This is a genomic window from Streptomyces sp. BBFR102 (assembly GCF_051397025.1).
GTDB lineage: Bacteria > Actinomycetota > Actinomycetes > Streptomycetales > Streptomycetaceae > Streptomyces.
Map to the genome: position 1 here is coordinate 1,294,377 of NZ_CP195757.1, position 21,294 is coordinate 1,315,670.

15 protein-coding genes and 1 pseudogene are annotated in these 21,294 nt (G+C 72.2%); 5 read left to right on the forward strand and 11 right to left on the reverse strand.

What is annotated here, in order from left to right; translation table 11 throughout:
* Positions 1 to 33: 33 nt before the first annotated feature.
* Complete coding sequence (locus ACSLIC_RS05875; RefSeq protein ID WP_436736620.1) at positions 34 to 786, forward strand: TetR/AcrR family transcriptional regulator; 753 nt, start codon at positions 34 to 36, stop codon at positions 784 to 786.
* Between the two features lie 4 nt (positions 787 to 790).
* Here the strand turns inward: ACSLIC_RS05875 and ACSLIC_RS05880 are convergent, their stop codons facing one another.
* The 9 genes and pseudogenes from ACSLIC_RS05880 to ACSLIC_RS05920 all read right to left on the reverse strand — a co-directional run bounded on the left by ACSLIC_RS05880 (position 791) and on the right by ACSLIC_RS05920 (position 12,565).
* Positions 791 to 1,270 carry an N-acetyltransferase family protein gene (locus tag ACSLIC_RS05880; protein WP_436736621.1) on the reverse strand — a complete coding sequence of 160 codons (480 nt, stop codon included), beginning with the start codon at positions 1,268 to 1,270 and terminating at the stop codon, positions 791 to 793.
* Between the two features lie 42 nt (positions 1,271 to 1,312).
* Entirely contained in the window at positions 1,313 to 3,988 is a 2,676-nt protein-coding gene (gene pulA, locus ACSLIC_RS05885) for a pullulanase-type alpha-1,6-glucosidase (RefSeq protein WP_436736622.1), read from the reverse strand.
* 100 nt (positions 3,989 to 4,088) lie between these two features.
* Positions 4,089 to 5,471 (reverse strand): annotated as a pseudogene (locus ACSLIC_RS05890) (alpha-amylase); the annotation flags it as partial.
* Positions 5,472 to 5,721: 250 nt separating this feature from the next.
* Positions 5,722 to 6,804 carry a LacI family DNA-binding transcriptional regulator gene (locus tag ACSLIC_RS05895; RefSeq protein WP_436736623.1) on the reverse strand — a complete coding sequence of 361 codons (1,083 nt, stop codon included), beginning with the start codon at positions 6,802 to 6,804 and terminating at the stop codon, positions 5,722 to 5,724.
* Entirely contained in the window at positions 6,801 to 8,462 is a 1,662-nt protein-coding gene (locus ACSLIC_RS05900) for a glycoside hydrolase family 13 protein (protein ID WP_436736624.1), read from the reverse strand. The genes ACSLIC_RS05895 and ACSLIC_RS05900 overlap by 4 nt, the downstream gene beginning before the upstream one ends.
* 227 nt (positions 8,463 to 8,689) lie before the next feature.
* Positions 8,690 to 9,526, reverse strand: a complete 837-nt coding sequence (locus tag ACSLIC_RS05905; protein ID WP_436740281.1) for a sugar ABC transporter permease — start codon at positions 9,524 to 9,526, stop codon at positions 8,690 to 8,692.
* 2 nt (positions 9,527 to 9,528) lie between these two features.
* Positions 9,529 to 10,539 carry a carbohydrate ABC transporter permease gene (locus ACSLIC_RS05910; RefSeq protein ID WP_436736625.1) on the reverse strand — a complete coding sequence of 337 codons (1,011 nt, stop codon included), beginning with the start codon at positions 10,537 to 10,539 and terminating at the stop codon, positions 9,529 to 9,531.
* Between the two features lie 83 nt (positions 10,540 to 10,622).
* Positions 10,623 to 11,891: an extracellular solute-binding protein gene (locus ACSLIC_RS05915; RefSeq protein ID WP_436736626.1), complete on the reverse strand. Its 1,269-nt coding sequence runs from the start codon at positions 11,889 to 11,891 to the stop codon at positions 10,623 to 10,625.
* A gap of 338 nt (positions 11,892 to 12,229) precedes the next feature.
* Complete coding sequence (locus tag ACSLIC_RS05920) at positions 12,230 to 12,565, reverse strand: hypothetical protein (RefSeq protein ID WP_436736627.1); 336 nt, start codon at positions 12,563 to 12,565, stop codon at positions 12,230 to 12,232.
* A 296-nt stretch (positions 12,566 to 12,861) separates the two neighbouring features.
* Here ACSLIC_RS05920 and ACSLIC_RS05925 point away from each other — a divergent pair, with 296 nt between their 5' ends.
* The 3 genes from ACSLIC_RS05925 to ACSLIC_RS05935 all read left to right on the forward strand — a co-directional run bounded on the left by ACSLIC_RS05925 (position 12,862) and on the right by ACSLIC_RS05935 (position 15,538).
* Positions 12,862 to 13,935 carry a LacI family DNA-binding transcriptional regulator gene (locus tag ACSLIC_RS05925; protein WP_436736628.1) on the forward strand — a complete coding sequence of 358 codons (1,074 nt, stop codon included), beginning with the start codon at positions 12,862 to 12,864 and terminating at the stop codon, positions 13,933 to 13,935.
* Positions 13,936 to 14,063: 128 nt separating this feature from the next.
* Positions 14,064 to 15,026, forward strand: coding sequence for a phosphatase PAP2 family protein (locus ACSLIC_RS05930; RefSeq protein WP_436740282.1), 963 nt, complete (start codon positions 14,064 to 14,066; stop codon positions 15,024 to 15,026).
* A 98-nt stretch (positions 15,027 to 15,124) separates the two neighbouring features.
* Entirely contained in the window at positions 15,125 to 15,538 is a 414-nt protein-coding gene (locus tag ACSLIC_RS05935; RefSeq protein ID WP_436736629.1) for a hypothetical protein, read from the forward strand.
* A 75-nt stretch (positions 15,539 to 15,613) separates the two neighbouring features.
* Here ACSLIC_RS05935 and ACSLIC_RS05940 read toward each other — a convergent pair whose 3' ends face one another.
* Positions 15,614 to 18,619 (reverse strand): bifunctional [glutamine synthetase] adenylyltransferase/[glutamine synthetase]-adenylyl-L-tyrosine phosphorylase, encoded by a 3,006-nt coding sequence (locus tag ACSLIC_RS05940; protein WP_436736630.1) that lies wholly within the window; start codon positions 18,617 to 18,619, stop codon positions 15,614 to 15,616.
* 276 nt (positions 18,620 to 18,895) lie between these two features.
* On the opposite strand from ACSLIC_RS05940, the gene ACSLIC_RS05945 reads away from it, so the two are divergent.
* Positions 18,896 to 19,480, forward strand: a complete 585-nt coding sequence (locus tag ACSLIC_RS05945) for a pyridoxamine 5'-phosphate oxidase family protein (protein WP_436736631.1) — start codon at positions 18,896 to 18,898, stop codon at positions 19,478 to 19,480.
* A gap of 226 nt (positions 19,481 to 19,706) precedes the next feature.
* On the opposite strand, the gene ACSLIC_RS05950 is transcribed toward ACSLIC_RS05945, so the two are convergent.
* Positions 19,707 to 21,293 (reverse strand): MDR family MFS transporter, encoded by a 1,587-nt coding sequence (locus ACSLIC_RS05950; RefSeq protein ID WP_436736632.1) that lies wholly within the window; start codon positions 21,291 to 21,293, stop codon positions 19,707 to 19,709.
* Position 21,294: the final 1 nt, after the last annotated feature.

Consider the following 21,294-nt stretch of genomic DNA (forward strand, 5'->3'; position numbering starts at 1 on the left):
CGCCGACTCCCGCAGGTCGGTAGTCTGTTCGGTATGACGACCGGGACGCGCCGCAGAATGGGTGTCGAGGAGCGGCGGCAGCAGCTCATCGGGGTAGCGCTGGAGCTCTTCAGCAACCGTTCCCCCGACGAGGTCTCCATCGACGAGATAGCGGCGGCCGCCGGCATCTCGCGTCCCCTCGTCTACCACTACTTCCCGGGCAAGACGAGCCTGTACGAGGCGGCCCTGCGCCGGGCCGCCGAGGACCTGGCGCAGCGCTTCGACGAGCCGCGCGAGGGTCCGCTGGGGGCCCGGCTGCGGAGGGTGATGGGCCGGTTCTTCGACTTCGTGGACGAACACGGCCCGGGCTTCACGGCGTTGATGCGCGGCGGCCCGGCCCAGTCGGTCAGCGGCGACCCCGGTTCGTCCTCGGCGGCGGCGGCGCTGATCGACTCGGTGCGGCAGGCCGCGTACGAGCAGATCGTGTCGCACCTGGACCTCGCCGCGGTGCCGCCCCGGCTGGAGCTGGTCGTGCGGTCCTGGGTGTCGCTGGCGGAGTCGACGGCACTGCTGTGGCTGGACGGCCGCAGGACCGGACGGGCCGATCTGGAGCTCCAGTTGGTGCACGACTTCGGCGCCCTGGTGGCGGTGGCCGGCGCCTACGACGAGGAGATCGCCGGGGTGGTCCGCCGCATCCTCGCCCAGGAACCGCCGGACGGCCCTTTCACCGACCTCGCGGTGCGGCTGCTCACCCTGCTCCCGGCCAAGGCCGAGGTACCGGCGCAGGCTCCGGCTCCGGTGGAGTGAGGGCTCACCTCGCGCGGCCCTGCCGGAGGTCCACCTGGAGCAGGAGCGGGGAGCCGGCGAACCCCCGCCGCGCGTAGGCCGGTACGGCCCGCTCGCTGGAGTGGACGGTGACCCGCTCGACCCCGAGCCGCGCCGCCCGCTCCAGCACCGCGTCGACCAGCAGCCCGCCCAGCCCCCGGTCCCGCTCCTCCGGTACGACGTACGTGCACTGCACGTCGCCCGAACTCCGCTCGTACGCCCCCGGGAACGGCACGCGCTCCGTGACCGCCAGCCAGGACATGCCGACCACGCGACGGCCCCGCACCAGCACGAGGCAGTGGTGCGAGGCCCCGGCCGCCCGGGCCCACGCGGCGAACCGCGGGGCGAAGTCGTCGAGCGGCACTTCGGGCGTGCCGTACAGCTCCCGCACCCACTGCCACCGCAACCCGGCGACCGCTTCCAGCTCTTCGGGTCGGACAGGGCGGCACACGAGGTCGTCGTCCACGCTCTCCATCCTGCCGTACGGGGCCCGGTAGGGCACCGGTGCTCAGCCTGCGCGGAAGACCGCGACCGTGCGGGCCGGCACGGTGAAGGTGCCGGTGCGGCGGTCGAAGGCGGACTCCTTGACGACCGGGTCCGCGCCACGGGCCTGGACGGGGTGGAGGGTGTGACGGGTGCCGGCGGCGGCGGTGAGGCGCTGCTCCTGGGTGTCGGGGGTGGCGTTGAGGACGACGACCAGGTCGGCGAGGCGCATGGTGATGACGCCGGGCGTCTCGCCGGGGCCCGACAGCGGGAAGCTCAGGGCACGTTGGACCTCGGCGGCGGTACGCAGGGAGAAGGCCGGCTCGGTGGCGCGCAGGGTCAGCAGGTCGCGGTGGGCGGCGGCGCTCGCCTCGATCTCGGCGCAGCCGACGGAGACGGTGGTGAGCAGCGGCCTGGCGTACTCCCACTTGTCCTGGTTGTCGGCGGCGGGCGGCAGGCCCCGGCCGAAGCCGTTGCCCTGGCGGCAGTCCCAGTGCAGGGCGTTGAACCAGTCGCCGCTGTCGTAGGAGTTGCGGTCCAGGGACTTGGAGCGGAGCCGGTCGGTGCCGGCCTGGGAGAGAGCGGGCCCCTGGGAGAGGCTGGCGGTGGCCATCGCGAGGATCTGCATACGCGCCCGGTCGGCGGCCGGGGTGTCGGCGGGCAGTTTGAAGGCGAGGGCGTCGAAGAGGGTCTCGTTGTCGTGGGCGTCGGCGTAGGCGAGGGCGTCGCCGGGGCGCTGGGCGTAGCCGGCGGGAGCGCCGTTGTAGTCGACGCCTGCGCCGGTGGTGCGGCGGCCGGCGGAGTCGGTGAGGCGGTAGTCGGCGAGGTTGCCGGTGAGGCCGACCTTGATCAGGTCCTGGTAGTGCAGGAGCCGGGCGCGCTGTTCGGCGCGGGTGCCGTTGGCGGGTGAGCCGTTGGGGTCGGTGTACAGGCCGGAGGCGAAGCCCTGGACGCCGGGGTCCTCGTCGAAGGGGCCGCCGCCGCGGACGGCGTCGCGGGCCCGGTCGGAGAAGGTGGCGATGCCGGTGCCGGCCATGTTGGCCTGGCTGGCCTGGACGAAGCGGGCGTCGTCGGCGACCTCGCCGAAGGTCCAGCCCTCGCCGTAGAGGATGATCCGCTTGCCGTCGACGCCGTCGCGGGCCGGGGTGAGCGCGTCGAGGGCCTCGCGGACGGCGACCATGTTGGCCTTGGGGTGGTGGCCCATGAGGTCGAAGCGGAAGCCGTCGACCTTGTACTGCCTGGCCCAGGTGACGACGGAGTCGACGACGAGGCGGCCCATCATGGCGTTCTCGGGGGCGGTGCCCGCGCAGCACGTGGAGTCGGCGACGGAGCCGTCGGCCAGCAGGCGCTGGTAGTAGCCGGGGACGATCCGGTCGAGGACGGAGGTGTCGGCCTGGCCGGAGGCGGCGGTGTGGTTGTAGACCACGTCCATGACGACGCCGAGCCCGTCGCGGTTGAGGGAGCCGACCATCTCGCGGAACTCGCGGGTGCGGCCCGCCCCTTCGGCCTCGGTGGCGTACGAGCCCTCGGGCACGGTGTAGTGCAGCGGGTCGTACCCCCAGTTGTAGGCGTCCTCGGCGGCGCTCGCGGTGACGCACTCCTGCTGGCGCGGGGAGTCGGCGGGGAGCGCGGGCAGGTCGCAGTCGGGGCTCTTGGCGTCCTTCTCGGGGATGGTGGCGATGTCGAAGGCGGGGAGGAGGTGGACGTGGGTGGTGCCGGCGTCGGCGAGGCGGCGCAGGTGGCGGGCGCCGTCGCTGTCGCGGTCGGTGAAGGCGCGGTAGGTGCCGGGGTGGGCGTTGGTGGGATCGGAGGCGGAGAAGTCCCGGACGTGGAGTTCCTGGATCTGGGCGTCGCGCAGCGGGACGGCCTTCGGCTTGCGGAGGTTCTTCCAGCCGGGCGGGGCGAGCCTCGGGTCGTCCAGGTCGGTGACGAGGCTGCGCCGGGAGTCGGTGGTGAGGGCGAGGGAGTAGGGGTCGGTCACGGTGTTGGTGACGGTGCGGCCGGCCTCGGGGGCGTAGACGGTGACGTCGTAGGCGTACTCCCGGTCCTTCCAGCCGCGTTCGCCGGTGACCGTCCAGACGCCGGAGGCCGCGTCGCGGCGCATCGGGACGGTGCGCCCGTCGAGGTCGAGGGCGACGCGGCGGGCGGTGGGCGCCCAGACGGAGAGGGTGGGGCGGCCCGCGCGGTCGAAGGTGGCGCCGAGCGCGCGGCGCTGGGCGGCGCCGGCGTACAGGTCGTCGAGGACCCCGGCGGTCTGCACGGCGGTGGCGGCGGTGACGGTGCCGTCGGCGGCGCGCTGCTGGGCGACGAGTCGGCCGCGCAGCACTTCGGCGGCGAGGTGCTGGTCGCGGGGGTCGACGCGCCAGGCGTCGTACGCGGCGAGGTGCGGGAACTTCCCCAGCTGGGCGGCGGTGAGCTTGCCGGGGGTGAGCCGCAGCTCGCGGGTGCCGGAGCCGGGGCGCATCCGTTCGGCCTCCTGCTGCTCGGCGTCCCGGGCCGGGGCGAGGAGGCGGGCGCTCGCCGTCTTGCCGGCGCGCGGCCAGGCGACGGTGCGGGCATCGAGCCAGACAGCCTCGGCGGTGTCCTCGGCGGCGGTGGCCCGCGCGGCTGGTGCGTCGGGGGTGTCGGCGGTGGCCGGGAGGGCGGCGGTGAGGGCGGCGCACAGGCCGAGGCTCACCGCGAGGGTGGTGGTCCGTCGCACGGGGCCGGGTCTCCTTCGAGGGGCGGGGTTCGCGGGGCGGGTACGGAGCGGCCCGGCGTCCGCGGGGAGGCGGGCGCCGGGCCGGGCGGGAAGGGGGTCAGCCGGAGCAGGTGCGGGCGCCGGCGTGCAGGGCCAGTGCGGTGCCGGGGGCGACGGTTGCGGTGAAGGTGCCGTCGGAGCCGACGGTGACGGGCTGGCCGCTCTGCACGTCGCAGTAGTCGCCGCCGGGCAGGCCGCTCAGGAAGGTGCGGTTCAGCGCGGAGCCCTCGTGGTTGATCGCGACGTACGCCTTGTCGCCGCGGCCGAAGGCGATCTGGTCGCCGCCGTTGTCCCACCAGTCGGTGACGGGCTGGCCGGCGGCGGCGGTGCGCAGGCCGACCATGGAGGAGATCTCCGGCCAGGCGTGCTGGCACTTCCAGCCGTCGCTGTAGCAGGCGTTCACGGTGCCGTTGCTGGGCGGGCCGGCGTCGCGGTCGGTGAACTCGTAGCCGGAGTGGACGTCCGGGGAGCCGTAGGGCCAGGCGAGCATGAAGACGCCGGCGAGGGTGTAGGCGGAGCCGTTCTTGTAGTTGAGGGTGTCGCCGCCGCGCTCGGTGTCGTGGTTGTCGACGAAGACGGCGGACCGGCCGCTCTCCATGTAGCCCCAGTCCTCGCCGAAGTTCTTCAGGCTCGCGAGGTTCTCGTCGAGGAAGACCCGCTTGAGGTCGCGGGCGTAGCGGAACTCCTGGACGTCGCCGGTGCCGAGGTACTCGCTGGGCGAGACGGCCTCGCCCGCGCCGTGGATGGCCTCCTGCTTCCAGTACGTGTCGCCGCCCCCGACCTTGGCCTTGATGGCGGCCAGGTCGTCGGCGGGCATGTGCTTGGCGGCGTCGACGCGGAAGCCGTCCACGCCGAGCGAGAGCAGGTCGTTGAGGTACTCGGCGATGCGGTCGCGGACGTGGGTCTCGCCGGTGTCGAGGTCGGCGAGGCCGACCAGTTCGCAGTTCTGGACGTTGGCGCGGTCGCCGTAGTCGTTGATCTCGCCGCGGCAGTCGTCCATGTCGGCGCCGGACCAGATGCCCGGGTAGTCGTACTTCTGGTACGCGGTGCCGCCGGTTCCGGTGCCCGAGCCGGCGGCCATGTGGTTGATGACCGAGTCGGCGACGACCTTGACGCCCGCCCCGTGGCAGGTCTCCACCATCGACTGGAAGGAGGCGCGGTCGCCGAGCCGTCCGGCGATCTTGTAGCTGACGGGCTGGTACGAGGTCCACCACTGGCTGCCCTGGATGTGCTCCTGGGGCGGGGAGACCTGGACGTAGCCGTATCCGGCGGGGCCGAGGTTGTCGGTGCAGGCGCGGGCGACCGAGTCGAACGTCCACTCGAAGAGGACGGCGGTGACGTCCTTCCCGCCGGGCGGGGCGGCAGCGGCGGGCGTGGGGGCGGTGAGGGCGGTGGCGGCTGCCGCCAGCACGGCGAGGGACGCGGTGGCGAGTCTGCGGGCCATGTGGTGCCTCCTGATCGAGGGGGGAGGGCGGAGGGCGTCGTGGGGGTTGAGCGCGGAGGCTCCCTGCCGCACCCGGCCGGGGTGCTGAATTCTCTTGCTGCAAAACTGCAAGGAGCGTCGCGCACCAGACCGTAGAGCGAGCGGTACCCTCGGTCAACCCCTTGGACACGAACCCGAAACACCAAGGACATCAAGGAGGTTGGCCACGGGGACGCCCATCCCGCAAGTCCCTGCAAGAGGTTGCGGGCACTCAGGCCGGAGTGCCCCGTACGTCCCCTCCGCCACGAGGAGCCCACTGCGCGGTGGAGCCGCGCACCACCAGCTCCGGCTGGAAGACGAATTCGGTGCGCTGCACGCTCTGGTGGGCGATCTCCTCCAGCAGGGCGCCGACGGCGGCGGTGGCCATCGCGTGGACCGGCTGGCGGACCGTGGTCAGCGGCGGGTCGGTGAAGGCCACCAGCTGCGAGTCGTCGAAGCCGACCACCGAGAGGTCGCCGGGGACCTGGAGATCCCGCTCACGGGCGGCGCGGACGGCGCCGAGCGCCATCAGGTCGCTGCCGCACACCAGTCCCGTGCACCCCTGATCCAGCAGCGACCCGGCCGCCGCGTGGCCGCCCTCGACGCTGAACAGGGTGCGGCGGACGTGCTGTTCGGCCTCCTCGCGGGGGGTGCCGAGGATCTCGGCGAGGGCGTCGGTGAACCCTTCGGCCTTGCGGCGCGAGGGCACGTACCGGTCGGGCCCTATGGCGAGGCCGATCCGGCGGTGGCCGAGGTCGGCGAGGTGGCGGACGGCCATCCGGACCGCCGAGCGGTCGTCCGGGGAGACGAAGGGGGCCCGGATGCGCTCGTTGTAGCCGTTGATGAGGACGAACGGCACGCCGCGCTCGGTGAGGCGGGCGTAGCGGCGCGGGTCGGCGGTGGTGTCGGCGTGCAGGCCGGAGAGGAAGACGATGCCGTTGACAGCGCGCTCCTCCAGCTGCTCGACCAGTTCGTCCTCGGTGGCGCCGCCGGGGATCTGGGTGCAGAGCACCGGGGTGTAGCCGTATCCGGCCAGCGCCTGTTCGACGACCTGGGCGAAGGCCGGGAAGATCGGGTTGGTCAGCTCGGGGGTGATCAGTCCGATGAGCCCGGCGCTGCGGCGGCGCAGCCGGGTGGGCCGCTCGTAGCCGAGCAGGTCGAGGGCGGCGAGGACCCGCTGCCGGGTGGGCTGGGCGACGCCGGGGCGGCCGTTGAGGACACGGCTGGCGGTCGCCTCGCTGACCTGGGCCTGCGCGGCGATGTCCGCGAGCCGCGGGACGGCCGGGGAGCCGTCCCGCGGGGCGGGCAGGGTCACACCGTCCACCACACCGCGGTGTCGGCGGGCAGCTCGAAGGTCCCGTCCTCCGCGACGGCCGGCGCGGCACCCTGGGAGGTGAGCAGCGGGCGGCCGGGGGCGGGGAGCCGGACGGGGGCGCCGGTGGTGTTGGCGGTGCAGGCGAACTCCGGGCGGGCGAAGGCGAGGACGCCCTCGGGTGCGTCCAGCCAGGTGATCTCCTGGCCGGCTCCGAGGCCGGGGTGCTCCCGGCGGACGGTGAGCGCGGCCCGGTACAGCTCCAGGGTGGAGCCGGGGTCGCCGGTCTGCGCCTCGACACTCAGCTCGCCCCAGCCCGCGGGCTGCGGGAGCCAGCTGCCGCCGGGGCCGAAGCCGGCCGAGGGCCCCTCGACCGTCCACGGGATCGGCACCCGGCAGCCGTCCCGGAAGCCGTCCTGCCCGGCCGCCCGGAAGTACGAGGGGTCCTGGCGGACCTCGTCGGGCAGGTCGGTGACGTCGGGCAGGCCCAGTTCCTCGCCCTGGTAGACGTAGGCGGAGCCGGGCAGGGCGAGCATCAGCAGGGTGGCGGCGCGGGCCCGGCGCAGGCCCAGCGCGCGGTCGCCGGGGGTGCGCAGCTGGGTGCCGCCGGGCGGGTTGGCGAAGCGGGTGGCGTGCCGGGTCACGTCGTGGTTGGAGAGGACCCAGGTGGTGGGGGCGCCGACCGGGCGCATCGCGGCGAGCGAGGCGTCGATGACCTCGCGCAGCGCCTCGGCATCCCAGTAGGTGCTCAGGTACTGGAAGTTGAACGCCTGGTGCATCTCGTCGGGGCGGACGTAGTGGGCGGTCCGCTCGACGGTGGGGGTCCACGCCTCGGCGACCAGGACGCGGTCCTCGCCGTACTCGGCGAGGAGGGTGCGCCAGTCGCGGTAGACCTCGTGGACGCCGTCCTGGTCGAAGAAGGGCATGACGTCGTTGCCGAGCAGCCTGACCTGCTCGCCGGCACCGATGTCGGGCAGCCCCTCGGCCTTGACGAGGCCGTGCGCGACGTCGACCCGGAAGCCGTCGACCCCGATGTCCAGCCAGAACCGCAGGATGGAGCGGAACTCGTCGCGGACGGCCGGGTGCTCCCAGTTGAAGTCGGGCTGTTCGGGGGCGAAGAGGTGCAGGTACCACTCACCGTCGGCGGTACGGGTCCAGGCGGGCCCACCGAAGATGGACTCCCAGTCGTTGGGCGGGAGTTCGCCGTCGGTGCCCTTGCCGGGGCGGAAGTGGTAGCGCTCCCGCAGCGGCGAGCCGGGGCCTTCGGCGAGCGCCTGGCGGAACCAGGCGTGCTGGTCGGAGGAGTGGTTGGGGACGAGGTCGACGATGGTGCGCAGGCCCAGCGCCCGGGCGTCGGCGACGAGTGCCTCGGCGTCGGCGAGGGTGCCGAACATCGGGTCGATGGCCCGGTAGTCGGCGACGTCGTACCCGGCGTCGGCCTGCGGGGAGGCGTAGAAGGGGCTGAGCCAGACGGCGTCGACGCCCAGGTCCTTCAGGTGGGGCAGGCGGTGGCGGATGCCGGGCAGGTCGCCCATGCCGTCGCCGTCGGAGTCGGCGAAGCTGCGGGGGTAGACCTGGTAGATCACCGCGTCGCGCCACCAGCCGGGAGCGGTGTCGGCGGCCGGGGCGGTGGGGGCGGGGGCAGTGAGGTGCTGGGTCATGTCTTCCCTGGGGTCATGAGGGGTGCCTGGAGTCGTGGGTGGGCCCGGTCTCGGGGCGGGTGGCCTCTCGGCCGACGCCGCCCCCCGGGAGACCTGCGGCCTGAGCCGAAGGGGCGCGTCGGTGTCGAGACGCCCCTCGCGCGCGGGGAGCGAAGCGGACGAGCACGTCGGGTGGCTCGACACCGACTTCGGCGCCCCGGCGGCGAGGACCGCCCGGGAGAAGGGGCTCAGCCCTTGGTCGCGCCAGCGGTCATACCGGTGACCAGGTGGCGCTGGACGAGGACGAAGACGATGACGGCCGGGACGGCGATCAGCACGGAGGCGGCGGTCATCGGTCCCCACTGGGCCGTGTACTGGTTGACGAAGGTCTGGAGTCCGCCGGCGAGCGTCATGTTGTCCTCGCCGACCATGAAGGCGGAGGCGTAGGCGACCTCGCCCCAGGCGGTGATGAACGAGTAGAAGCCGGTGACCGCCAGGCCCGGGCGGGCCAGCGGCAGGATGAGCCGCCAGAAGGTGCCGAAGGGGTTGAGGCCGTCGACGCGTCCGGACTCGTCGATCTCGATGGGTATCGCGTCGAAGAAGCCCTTCATCATCCAGGCGCAGAACGGCACGGCGATGGTCAGGTAGGTGATGACCAGGCCGACCGGCTGGTTGAGCAGCCCCATCGAGGAGAAGAGGTTGTACAGCGGCACGATGAGGATGGCCATCGGGAACATCTGGGTGATGAGCAGCACCCACATCAGCGGCCGCATCCCGGGGAAGCGGAAGCGGCTGACCGCGTAGCCGGTGGTGGCGGCGAGGAAGACGCCGATGACGGTGGTGGCGGCGGCGACGATCACCGAGTTGCCGAACCAGGTGAGGAACTTGGTGTCCCCCAGCAGGTGGGTGTAGTTGGCGAAGGTGGTGTCGCGGAAGAAGTCGGTGGTGGTGGCGAACTTCGCCGGCTTGAGCGAGGTCAGCAGCACCCACAGGGCGGGGAAGACGGCGACGACGGTGGCGATCAGCAGCGTGCCGTGCAGGCCGATCGAGGCGAGCGGACTGCGACTGCGGCGGGTGTTGGGCATGGTCACCACACCTCTCCCTGCTTCTTGAGGACGCGGCGGTAGAAGAAGGCGAACACCAGCAGCAGGAGCAGGATGATGACGCCCCAGGTCGCCGAGGTGGAGAAGTTGCGCGGGCTGTCGACGAAGGTCATCCGGAACGCCTGGGTCACCAGGATCTCGGTGGCGTCGCCGGGCCCGCCCCGGGTGAGCAGGAAGATCACCGGGAACATGTTGAAGGTCCAGATGGTGGAGAGCAGGATCACCGTGGTGGAGACGGGTCGCAGCCCGGGCAGGGTGATGTGCTTGAACCGCTGCCAGGCGCTGGCGCCGTCCATCTCGGCCGCCTCGTAGAGGTCGCCGGGGATGGACTGCAGGCCGCCGAGGAGGGCGACCATCATGAAGGGGACGCCGAGCCAGACGTTGACCGCGATCACCGAGAGCTTGGCGATGGTCGGGTCGTTGAGCCACGGCACGGCGTCGATGCCGCCGCCCACCAGGATCTTGTTGAGCAGGCCGTTTTTCTCGTTGTAGAGGAAGTTCCAGGAGAAGACGGAGACGAAGCCGGGGATGGCCCACGGCACAACAAGCGCCATCCGGTAGAAGCCGCGCCCGGCGACCTGCCGGTTGAGCAGGGTTGCCAGTGCCAGACCGAGGCTGTATGTGATGGAGACGCAGGCGACTGTCCATACGATCGTCCACACCAGGCGCTGGAGGAAGACTGGGTCACCAAGGGCGTCCACGTAGTTCTCAAGGCCGACGAACTCGTAGGTGGCCGGGATGCGGTTGACGCCGATGATCCGCTCTGCGTTGGCCTCGGTGGCGTCGGTGAGCGAGAGCCAGATACCCCGGCCCAGCGGGTAGCCGACGATGATCGCGAGGACGATGACGACGGGGGCCACCATCGTCCAGGCGTACCAGTGCCGTGAAAGGGCGCGGCGCAGGCCGCTCTCCTGTGTTCCTGTCGGGCGGCGCGGCCCGGGGACGGTCGCCTTCCCCGGTGCCTTGGCCACCGACGGGCCCGTGTGCACAGCCATCGGTCGGCCGGCCTCCTTCTTCTCCGTACGGGTGGGGCGTGCCGCCGCTCGCGGGGTGCGGCGGCGGCACGCGACCGGGTCGGTTACTTGTAGTCCTTCAGGAGCTTGCGGTAGGAGTCACCGGTGGACTTGGCCGCCTCCTCGGGCGTGGCCTGGCCGGTGAGGACCTTGGTGTACTGGGTCTGCAGCGGAGCGAAGAGGCTGCCGCCCTCGGGGACCCAGGGGCGCTCGACGGCGGTCTCGACGACCGGCTTGAAGAACTGCACGATCTCGTTGTCCGCGACCTTCGGGTCGCCGTAGACCGAGGAGCGGGTCGGCAGCAGGCTGAGCTTCTCGGTGACCTCGGCCTGGACCTTGGCGGAGCTCATGTACTTGACGAACTCGTAGGAGGCGTCGAGGTTCTTCGACCCGGCGTAGACGGCGTAGTTGTGGCCGCCCTGCGGGGAACCGGCGGTCTTGGAGCCGGCCGGGACCGGTGCTACTCCGAAGTTAGCCTTGTCCTTGAAGGCGTCACCATTGAGCGTGTCAGTTACAGCCCAGGGGCCGTTGATCGCCATGGCGACTTCGCCGTCCTTCATGGCCTTCTGCATGTTGTCCCAGCCGTTGGTGGCGTCTGTAACCGCCACCTTGGAGTCGACCAGCTCCTTGACGATCCTGAATGCTTCGACGGCGGGCTTGTCGTCGATGGTGACCGACTTATCCTTGGTGTTGATCATGTCGCCGCCCTCGCCGTAGAGGAAAGACAGGAACCAGTACGCGTCGTCGCCGCGCAGGTACAGGGCGGCCTTGCCGGTCTTCGACTTGATCGCCTTGGCGGCCTCGGTCAGCTCGTCGAGGGTCTTGGGCACCTCGACGCCGGCCTCCTTGAGCAGCTTCTTGTTGTAGAAGATGCCGACGGAGTCGATGACCTGCGGGACACCGAAGGTCTTGCCGTCGTACTTGGTGGAGGCCACGGCCTGCTTGAGGTAGTCGTCCTCCTTGTCGAGGGCGGCGGTGCCATCGAGCGGGGCGAGGTAGCCGAGCGAGGCGAAGTCCGGGGTCCAGGCGACCTCGGAGCGGATCACGTCCGGGGCGCCCGAGCCGGAGGAGGCGGCGTTCTTGAACTTGTTCTGGGCGTCCTGGAAGGGCACGTTGACGTAGTTGACCTTGATGCCCTTGTTGGCGGTCTCGAACTCCTTGATGAGTTCCTTGTATACAGGCGCTTCGCTGTTCGCATCCGAGGTGTCCCACCATGTGATGGTGACGGGCCCGTTGGCCTCTTCGTCTACCTCGCCACCAGCACTGCCGCTGCACGCCGTCGCCGAAAGCGCCAGAGCCGCCACCAGAGCGATGACCGCTATGCCACGCCGCATGTGAACTCCTTCAGTGAAGCCCGGAAAGCTGCGGCTCAGCGCCGCCTTGCCGTCCGCTCCCTCGCGGCACCGGGTTACTCAGGAACGTAACAGGGCGAAAACTGGCTGGAAAGATGTTGCTGAAAACTTTTGCAAGAACATTTCACCATAAGTAGACATCGGTATCCATATAGCAACAAAATAGACACTGGCGAGCCAGAGCAGGCCGGACCTGCCCTCGAATGACGACAGGCCTGGCCCTGGAAAGCGAGGGCCAGGCCATAAGCACCGCTCACTACATCAAGCAGCGAGTCGGCGTGCGGCCGTCATTCGACCGAGGGGTGCACCATCAGCGGTATCTACTTGAAGGACCAATTGGAGGCGCTCACCACACGCGCGTTCGCGGCGGCACCCATCTGGACGCCCCCCATGTCGGTCCACGGGACCGTGTAGTTCTGATAGACCCCGGGGCTGCTCGGGTACTCAAACGTGACGGTCACACGCCACTTCTTCGACGCACGCCCCTTGCACTGGGCAGACCACTCATACTTGCCCACCGAGTAGTCGTAACTGGTGTAAACGGCACACCCCGAGGGGCCGTTGTAGGTGGCCGCTGACGACGGAGAAGCCGAGAGTCCCACGAGGGCGAGCGTTCCCACGGCTGTGGCCATAGCCCGCTTGATGTTCTTTGTCACGATTCCCCTGTTCATTGACGTGTGCCGGATCCCGGCACGGGCCGCGCCCCACCCGGGGGCGCCAACAGGTCGAGACTCTAACGATCTGCAAGCACTTACGAAAGAGATTGCACACCTTGGAAACCGGCGGCCTGGACTCCGGTTCAGCTCGCCGGGCGGCGACGGTATCCGCTCCAGCCTTTCAGAGCTCCCACCTCCACGAGAGGGCTGGGTACCCATTTCCGTATTAGGATGTGCATCCGGAGATGAGAGGGTGAGCGCCTTCGCGGGGTTGCACTCCGACTAAGGGGCCGAAAATGACCGCGCGACTCGCTGACATCGCAGCCCAGGCGGGGGTCAGCGAAGCGACCGTGAGCCGGGTCCTCAACGGCAAGCAGGGCGTCGCCGCGGCCACCCGTGAATCCGTCCTCGCCGCGCTCGACGTCCTCGGCTACGAGCGTCCCGTGCGGCTGCGCCGCCGCAGCGCCGGCCTGGTCGGTCTGATCACCCCGGAGCTGGAGAACCCGATCTTCCCGGCACTGGCGCAGGTCATCGGGCAGGCCCTGACCCGGCAGGGGTACACCCCGGTGCTGGCCACCCAGACCCCCGGCGGCTCCACCGAGGACGAACTGACCGAGATGCTGGTCGACCGGGGCGTCTCCGGCATCATCTTCGTCTCCGGGCTGCACGCCGACACCACCGCCGACATGACGCGCTACGACCGGCTGCGCGGCCAGGGTGTGCCGTTCGTCCTCATCGACGGCTTCACCGACCAGGTGCGGGCGCCGTTCATCTCCCCCGACGACCGGGCGGCGATGCGGCTGGCCGTCACCCACCTCGCCTCCCTGGGCCACACCCGGATCGGGCTGGCGCTCGGGCCGAGGCGGTTCGTACCGGTGGTCCGCAAGACCGAGGGGTTCACGCGGGCGCTGCGGGACACCTTCGGGATCGACGCCGACCGGGCCGAGCGGGAGTTCGTCCGGCACTCCCTGTACACGCTGGAGGGTGGCCAGGCCGCCGCCGACTCACTGCTGGACGTCGGGTGCACGGCGGTGGTGTGCGCCAGCGACATGATGGCGCTCGGCGCGATCCGGGCGGTGCGCCGCCGGGGTCTGGACGTGCCCGCGGACGTCTCCGTCGTCGGCTTCGACGACTCCCCGCTGATCGCCTTCACCGATCCGCCGCTCACCACGGTGCGCAAGCCGGTCACGGCGATGGGGCAGGCGGCGGTCCGCGCGCTCCTGGAGGAGATCGGCGGGACGCCCGCGCCGCCCAGCGAGTTCGTCTTCATGCCGGAGCTGGTGGTGCGCGGTTCGACCGCCTCGGCGCCCGCCCCGGCCGCCCCGGTTCCGGGGGACGTCCCCTACGGGGAGATCGTCCGCAAGGCGTAGAGAATGCGGGCCTGACCCGTCCGAGGGATGATCGGTCGGTAGGCACGATTCTGACAGAATCCCTCCCTATGGGTGAGATCACTGTGATGACTTCTGAAGGCCGCGGACCGGCCACCGGTCCCTCGCCCATGGACCCGGCAGGGCGCTCCCCGCGGCCCGCGGGCCCCCTCGGCCGCCTGCGCGCCCCCCGACGGCCCCGGATCTGGTTCGAGGCGCTGCTCATCGCCGCCAGCTACTGGGTGTACTCCCTCATCCGCAACGCGGTCCCGGAGCAGAAGGCCGAGGCGATGGCCAACGCCGACTGGATCTGGGAGGTCGAGCAGCGGCTCGGCATCGCCGTGGAGCAGGGCGTCAACCACGCGGTCAACTCGGTCACCTGGCTGATCGTGGGGATGAACTACTACTACGCGACGCTGCACTTCGTCGTCACCCTCGGTGTGCTGGTCTGGCTCTACCGCCGCCACCCGGGGCGCTACGCGGCAGCGCGCACCGTCCTGTTCGCCACCACCGCCGTCGCCCTGGTCGGCTACTACCTCTACCCACTGGCGCCACCCCGCCTGATGAACGGGCAGAGCTTCATCGACACCGTCCTGGTCCACCAGACGTGGGGCTCGATGGCCTCCGGCGACCTGAAGCACATGTCGAACCAGTACGCGGCGATGCCCTCGATGCACATCGGCTGGTCGCTCTGGTGCGGCCTGACCGTCTTCGCCCTCGCCTCGGTGCCCTGGGCCAAGGTCCTCGGCCTGCTCTACCCGACGCTGACCCTGGTGGTCATCGTGGCCACCGCCAACCACTTCTGGCTCGACGCGGTCGGCGGCCTCGCCTGCCTCGCCTTCGGCTACCTGGCCGTCCGCCTCTGCTACGGGGCGCTCCCGCAGGGGCTGCCCCGGCACGTCCCGGACGACAGGCACCCCGCTGCGGCACCCCGGGCGGCCTCCCCCGCACTCCCGGCCTCCGAGCCGGCCCTCCCCGCCGAGCCGGCCCCCGCCCGGGAACGCCCGGCCCCCTCCCCCGAGGGCCCCGGACCCACGGGCTCCACCGCCCTGCCCCGCCCCTCGCCGGACCCGGCCCCCGCCCCCGAGCCCTGACCGGCCCGCCACCCGGACGCCGGGCCAGTCGGGCGAGGCTCGCCGGGCGCGCGCCACCGGGCCGGTACGCCGAACTCCCCGGCGGGCACACGGCAGCCATGACCAAGGACCACGACGACGGGCGGCCGGACCCCGCGCACCGGCGCCCCGAGGGCATGAGCGACAAGACGGTCGAGGCGCTGGGGGCACTGTCCAAGGCACTGGAGACCACCGAGCGGGCCCGCGGCCACCTCTACTCCTTCCACCAGCTGACCGGCACCGCCGACTTCCAGCTCGACGAGGCGGTGCGCCTGCTGGGCGAGGCCGGCCACCCCGAGGAGGCGGAGCGGGTCCGCACCGAGCTGGTGGGCCGGAACATCACCCCGGGCCACTGGACGTTCCAGCTGGTCGAGGAGTACGACGACGGCTACTACCGACCCTTCACCGCCCTGGAGTCCGAGCTGACCGACCGGCTCGCCGAGGGCCGCCGCCACCTCTACGAAGCCGAGCTGAAACACCGGCGGCGCTCCTGAGCGGAGCTTCCCGGCGGGGCGGCCGGGGCCGCTTCCACGCCCACGCCGGCGCCCGCTCCGCCGCTCAGGAGCACCTCAGTGGGCGGCGGCCCCGTAGAACACCTCGTCCACCACGGCCCTCGCCCGTCGCGTCGTCCGCCGGTAGTCGTCCAGCATGTCGCCGACGTGGCCCGGTTCGTACCCCAGGTAGCGGGCGACGGCGGCCAGTTCGCGGCCGTCGGCGGGGAAGGTGTCGCCCGGCCGGCCCCGGACCAGCATGACGGCGTTGCGGACCCGGGTGGCGAGGACCCACGCCTCGTCCAGCATGGCGGCCTCCTCGGCGGGGAGCAGCCCGGCGGCGACGGCTGCGGCCAGCGCGGGCCGGGTGCCGGTGGTGCGCAGCCCCGGTTCGGCCCAGCCGTGCCGCATCTGGAGGAGCTGGACGGTCCATTCGACGTCGGAGAGGCCGCCCCGGCCCAGCTTGGTGTGGAGGGTCGGGTCGGCGCCGCGCGGCAGTCGCTCGGACTCCATGCGGGCCTTCAGGCGGCGGATCTCGCGGGCCGCGTCCTCGCCGAGCCCCTCCGCCGGGTAGCGCAGCGGGTCGACCAGCTCGACGAAGCGCGCGCCGAGTTCGGCGTCGCCCGCGACCGGCTCGGCCCGCAGCAGGGCCTGCGCCTCCCACACCTGCGACCAGCGCCGGTAGTACGCGGCGTAGGAGGCGAGCGAGCGGACCAGCGGCCCGGTCTTGCCCTCGGGCCGCAGGTCGGGGTCGATGACCAGGGGCGGGTCGGCGCTGGGGACCTCCAGCAGGCGGCGCAGTTCGGTCACGACCCGGTTGGCCGCCTTGGCGGCCTCCTGTTCGTCGACGCCTTCGCGCGGCTCGTGGACGAAGAGCACGTCGGCGTCGGAGCCGTATCCCTGCTCGTGGCCGCCGAAGCGGCCCATGCCGATGATGGTGAAGCGGGTCGGCAGGGTGTCGCCCCAGCCGTCGCGGACCACCGCGCGCAGGGTCCCGGCGAGGGTGGCGGCGTTGAGGTCGGACAGGGCGGAGCCGACCCGGTCGACCAGGGCGCCGGGGTCGGCTTCGGCGGGGCTCTCCTCGGTGCCGTACGAGCCGATGAGGTCGCCGGCGGCGGTGCGGAAGAGTTCGCGGCGGCGCACGCCGCGGGCCACGGCCACGGCGTGCTCGGCGTTGTCGGAGCGGCGGACGGCGGCCAGCACCTCCTGCTCCAGCTGGGCGCGGCCGCGTGGCTCCAGGCCGCGCACGTCGCCGAGGAGGGCGACCGCCTCGGGGGCGCGCATCAGCAGGTCGGGGGCGAGCCGCCCGGCCGACAGGACGCGCGCCAGGTTCTCGGCGGCGGCGCCCTCGTCGCGCAGCAGCCGCAGGTACCACGGGGTCTGGCCGAGGGCGTCGGAGACCTTGCGGAAGTTGAGCAGGCCCGCGTCCGGGTCGGCGGAGTCGGCGAACCAGCCGAGCAGCACCGGCAGCAGGGTCCGCTGGATGGCGGCCTTGCGGCTGACGCCGGAGGCGAGGGCCTCCAGGTGGCGCAGGGCGCCGCTGGGGTCGTCGTAGCCGAGCGCGACGAGGCGTTCGCGGGCCGCCTCGGTCGACAACCGCTCCTCTCCCGGGGCGAGTTGGGCGACCGCGTCGAGCAGCGGCCGGTAGAACAGCTTCTCGTGCAGGCGGCGGACGACCCCCGCGTGGCGGCGCCAGGCCCGGTTGAGGGCGACCACCGGTTCGCTCCGCAGCCCCAGCGACCGCCCCAGCCGCCGCAGGTCCCCCTCGCCCTCGGGGACGAGGTGGGTGCGGCGCAGCCGGTAGAGCTGGATGCGGTGCTCCATCGAGCGCAGGAAGCGGTACGCGTCGTCGAGCTGGGCGGCGTCGGTCCGCCCGACGTAACCTCCGGCGGCCAGTGCGGCGAGCGCGACCAGGGTGCTGCCGGAGCGCAGCGACGGGTCGCTGCGGCCGTGCACGAGCTGGAGGAGCTGCACGGCGAACTCGACGTCGCGCAGCCCGCCGGGGCCGAGCTTCAGCTCCCGCCCGATCTGGTGCGCCGGGATGTTGTCGACCACCCGGCGGCGCATCTTCTGCACGTCCGGCACGAAGTTGTCCCGCTCGGCCGCGTGCCAGACCAGCGGCGCGATGGTCTCGATGTACGCGGCGCCCAGCTCGGCGTCGCCGGCGACCGGGCGGGCCTTCAGCAGCGCCTGGAACTCCCAGGTCTTGGCCCACCGCTGGTAGTAGGCGAGGTGGCTGGAGAGGGTGCGGACCAGGGGCCCGTTGCGGCCCTCGGGGCGGAGGTTGGCGTCGACCGGCCAGATGGTGCCCTCGACGGTGGTCTCGGAGCAGATCCGCATCAGGTGGGCGGCGAGCCGGTTGGCGGCCTGGAGGGCGGGGGCCTCGTCCCCCTCGCCGGAGTCGGCCGGCTCGGCGACGAAGATGACGTCGACGTCGGAGACGTAGTTCAGTTCGTGGCCGCCGCACTTGCCCATGGCGATGACCGCGAGCCGGCAGCGGGCGGCGTCCTCGGGAGCGGCGTCCTCGGCGACGCGCAGGGCGGCGCGGAGGGTGGCGGTGGCCAGGTCGGCCAGTTCGGCGGCGGTCTCGGCGACGTCGATGGTGCCGCAGACGTCGCGGGCGGCGATGGAGAGCAGGCAGCGCCGGTAGGCGACGCGAAGCGAGTCGGGGTCGGTGGCGTCGGCGAGGCCGCGGGTGAACTCCTCGACGCCGGGGTGGAGATCGGCCGACTCGTAGACGGCCAGCGCCCGCCAGTCCTGCGGGTGGCGGGCGAGGTGGTCGCCGAGCGCCTCGGAGGCGCCGAGCACGCCGAGCAGCCGGTCGCGCAAGGGTTTGGCCGTGACCACGGTGGACAGCAGCCGCTGCCGCTCCTCCTCCGGCTCGGCCTCGGCGAGCCGGACCAGGCCGAGCAGGGCGAGGTCGGGATCGGCGGTGGCGGCGAGCGCGTCGAGCAGGACGGTGTCCTCGGCGACCGGGGCGAGCGCGTCGCAGCCGAGCAGCCGCTCGGCGCTGGAGGGGTCGGTGAAACCGTGCCGCAGCAGCCGGGTGAAGGTGCTGCTCCGTCGTCCCTGCGGGATGGTCATGCGCCCGTCTCCTGCCTGCCCGCGTGCCGGAAATGTGCTGGTCGGGACGGTCCTCGGGGTCGGACGCGCCCGGCAGGTCCCGAGCCTAGCGCCTTGCCGACGTACGGCCGGGGGCCGCCGGGCCAGGCGCCGCGGAAAGAGAACCGGCGAGGACCGATGAGTTCCGCGCAGCCCCGGAGTCGTAAGGGGGCGGTCCCCGCCGCGCCACCCGGTTCGCCCGGGCCAGGCGGCGCGGCGGGGCCGTTCCGGACAGCGGGGACGAGGAGAGTGGGACCGATGGGCACGGACAGGGACAAGGCCACGGACAGCGCCGGGGCGAGCACCCCGGCCGGCGGACACGGCGAACGGGAACGGGCCCGGGTGTCGACGGCACTCGACCCCCGCTACAGCGCCCCGGGCGCCGAAGCGGTCCCGTGGTCCGCCGCCGTGGACCTGCTGCGCCGCTCGGAGGTCTTCTGGCTGACGACGGTACGCCCGGACGGCCGCCCGCACGTGACACCGCTGCTGGCCGTCTGGCAGCACGGCGCCCTGCACTTCGCCACCGGCGCCGAGGAGCGCAAGGCCCGCAACCTCGCCCAGAACCAGCAGGTGGTCCTGACCACCGGCACCAACACCCTGTCGGACGGCCTCGACCTGGTGGTGGAGGGCGAGGCGGTCCTGGTCAGCGACACCGGGCGCCTGACCTCCCTGGCCTCCGCCTGGTCCGCCAAGTACGGCCCCGACTGGCACTTCGACGTCGCCGACGGCGCCTTCCACCACCCGGACGGCACCAGCGCCCTGGTCTTCGCCGTCCCCCCGCACCGCGCCTTCGGCTTCGCCAAGGGCCCCTCCTCCGGCCAGACCCGATGGGCCTTCACCTGAGACAGCGGTCGCCCACCGGCCCGGGGAGACCAGGCATCACCCGCCGGCGGACCCAGGCACTCGCCGGAAGGGCCCGGCCCGGTCGGGCAGATCGAGCCCGCCGGGCGCCGCCCGAGCCCGGCCGGCGTCCGGGACCACCCGGACCGGGGGCCGGGAGAACGTCGCCGCCCCCACCAGGCGGAACCCGGCGGGGGCGGCAAGGCCCGAGGTCAGTACTCCCAAGGGCTCACCCGGCGGCAGCCGGAACCGGCTCGGCCTCCCCCGCATCCTCGGCCAGGTCCACGCTGTCCCGCAGCCGCGTGGGCGTGAGGAAGAGCGTGGCCGCCACGCCGACGAGCGCGATCCCGGCCGAGATCAGGAAGATGTGCCCGGTCGCCTCCCCGTAGGCGGCCCGCACGACCTCCTGGATCTGCGGAGGCATCGCCGCGATGTTGAGCGTCCCGCTCCCGGAGTCCCCGGCCGCCGGGTCGATCCCGAGCCGGGCCAGCCCGTCGGCGATCTTCGTGGAGACCTGGTTGGCGAGGACCGCGCCGAGCACGGAGACCCCGACGGTGCCGCCGAGCGACCGGAAGAAGGTGATGGAGCCGCTGGCCGCGCCCAGTTCGGAGAGCGGCACGGTGTTCTGGAGGACCAGCACCAGGTTCTGCATCGACATGCCGACTCCGGCGCCGACGGCGAGCATCCCGAGCGAGACCCCGACCAGCGAGGTCTTGTGGTCGATCAGTGAGAGCCCGAGGAAACCGATGGTCAGCAGCACCACACCGGCGATGATGTACGGCTTGACCTTGCCGGTCTTGGAGACCAGCCGCCCGGCGACGGTGGACGAGACGAGCACGCCCGCCATCATCGGGATGGTGAGCAGCCCCGCCTCGGTCGGCGAGTAGCCGCGCCCGATCTGGAAGTACTGGCCGAGGAAGACGGCCCCGCCGAACATCGCCATGCCCACCGCGAGGGAGGCGACGATGGCGAGCGCGGGGTCACGGCGCCGCACCACGTGCAGCGGCACGACCGGCTCGGCGACCTTGGCCTCGACCACGACGGCGCCACCCAGCAGCAGGACGCTGCCCGCGACCATGGCGAGGGTCTGCCAGGAGATCCAGTCGAAGTCGTTGCCGACGAAGGTGACCCAGAGCAGCAGCAGCGAGACACCGGCGGCGATCAGCGCGGCGCCGAGGTAGTCGACCTTGGTGTCGGGGCGCTTGATCTCGTCCAGGTGCAGGGTGCGGCTCAGCATCGCCAGGGCGATCAGGGTGAAGGGCACCGCGATGAAGAAGCACCAGCGCCAGCCGAGCCAGGAGGTGTCGGTGATGAAGCCGCCGAGCAGCGGCCCGCCGACGGTGGCGACGGCCATGACACCGCCGAGGTAGCCGTTGTACCGGCCGCGCTCCTTGGGGCTGATCATCGCGGCGATGATCACCTGGACCAGGACCTGGAGGGCGCCCATACCGAGGCCCTGGATGACGCGGAAGCCGATGAGCTGCCCGGTGTTCTGGGCGAATCCGCAGGCCAGCGAGGCGACGATGAACAGCCCGATGGCGATCTGGAGCAGCAGCTTCTTGCTGAACAGGTCGGCGAGCTTGCCCCAGATGGGCGTCGACGCCGTGGAGGCCAGCAGCGTCGCCGTGACCACCCAGGTGTACTGCGACTGGGTGCCGTCGAGCGAGCCGATGATCTGCGGCAGGGCGACGGACACCACGGTGCCGCTGATCATCGCCACGAACAGGACGACCAGCAGGCCCCTGAAGGCGCGCATGACGTGCTGGTGGTCCATCGGGGCGGCGGCCTGTTGCCGCGCGGCCGAGTGTGCGCTCACG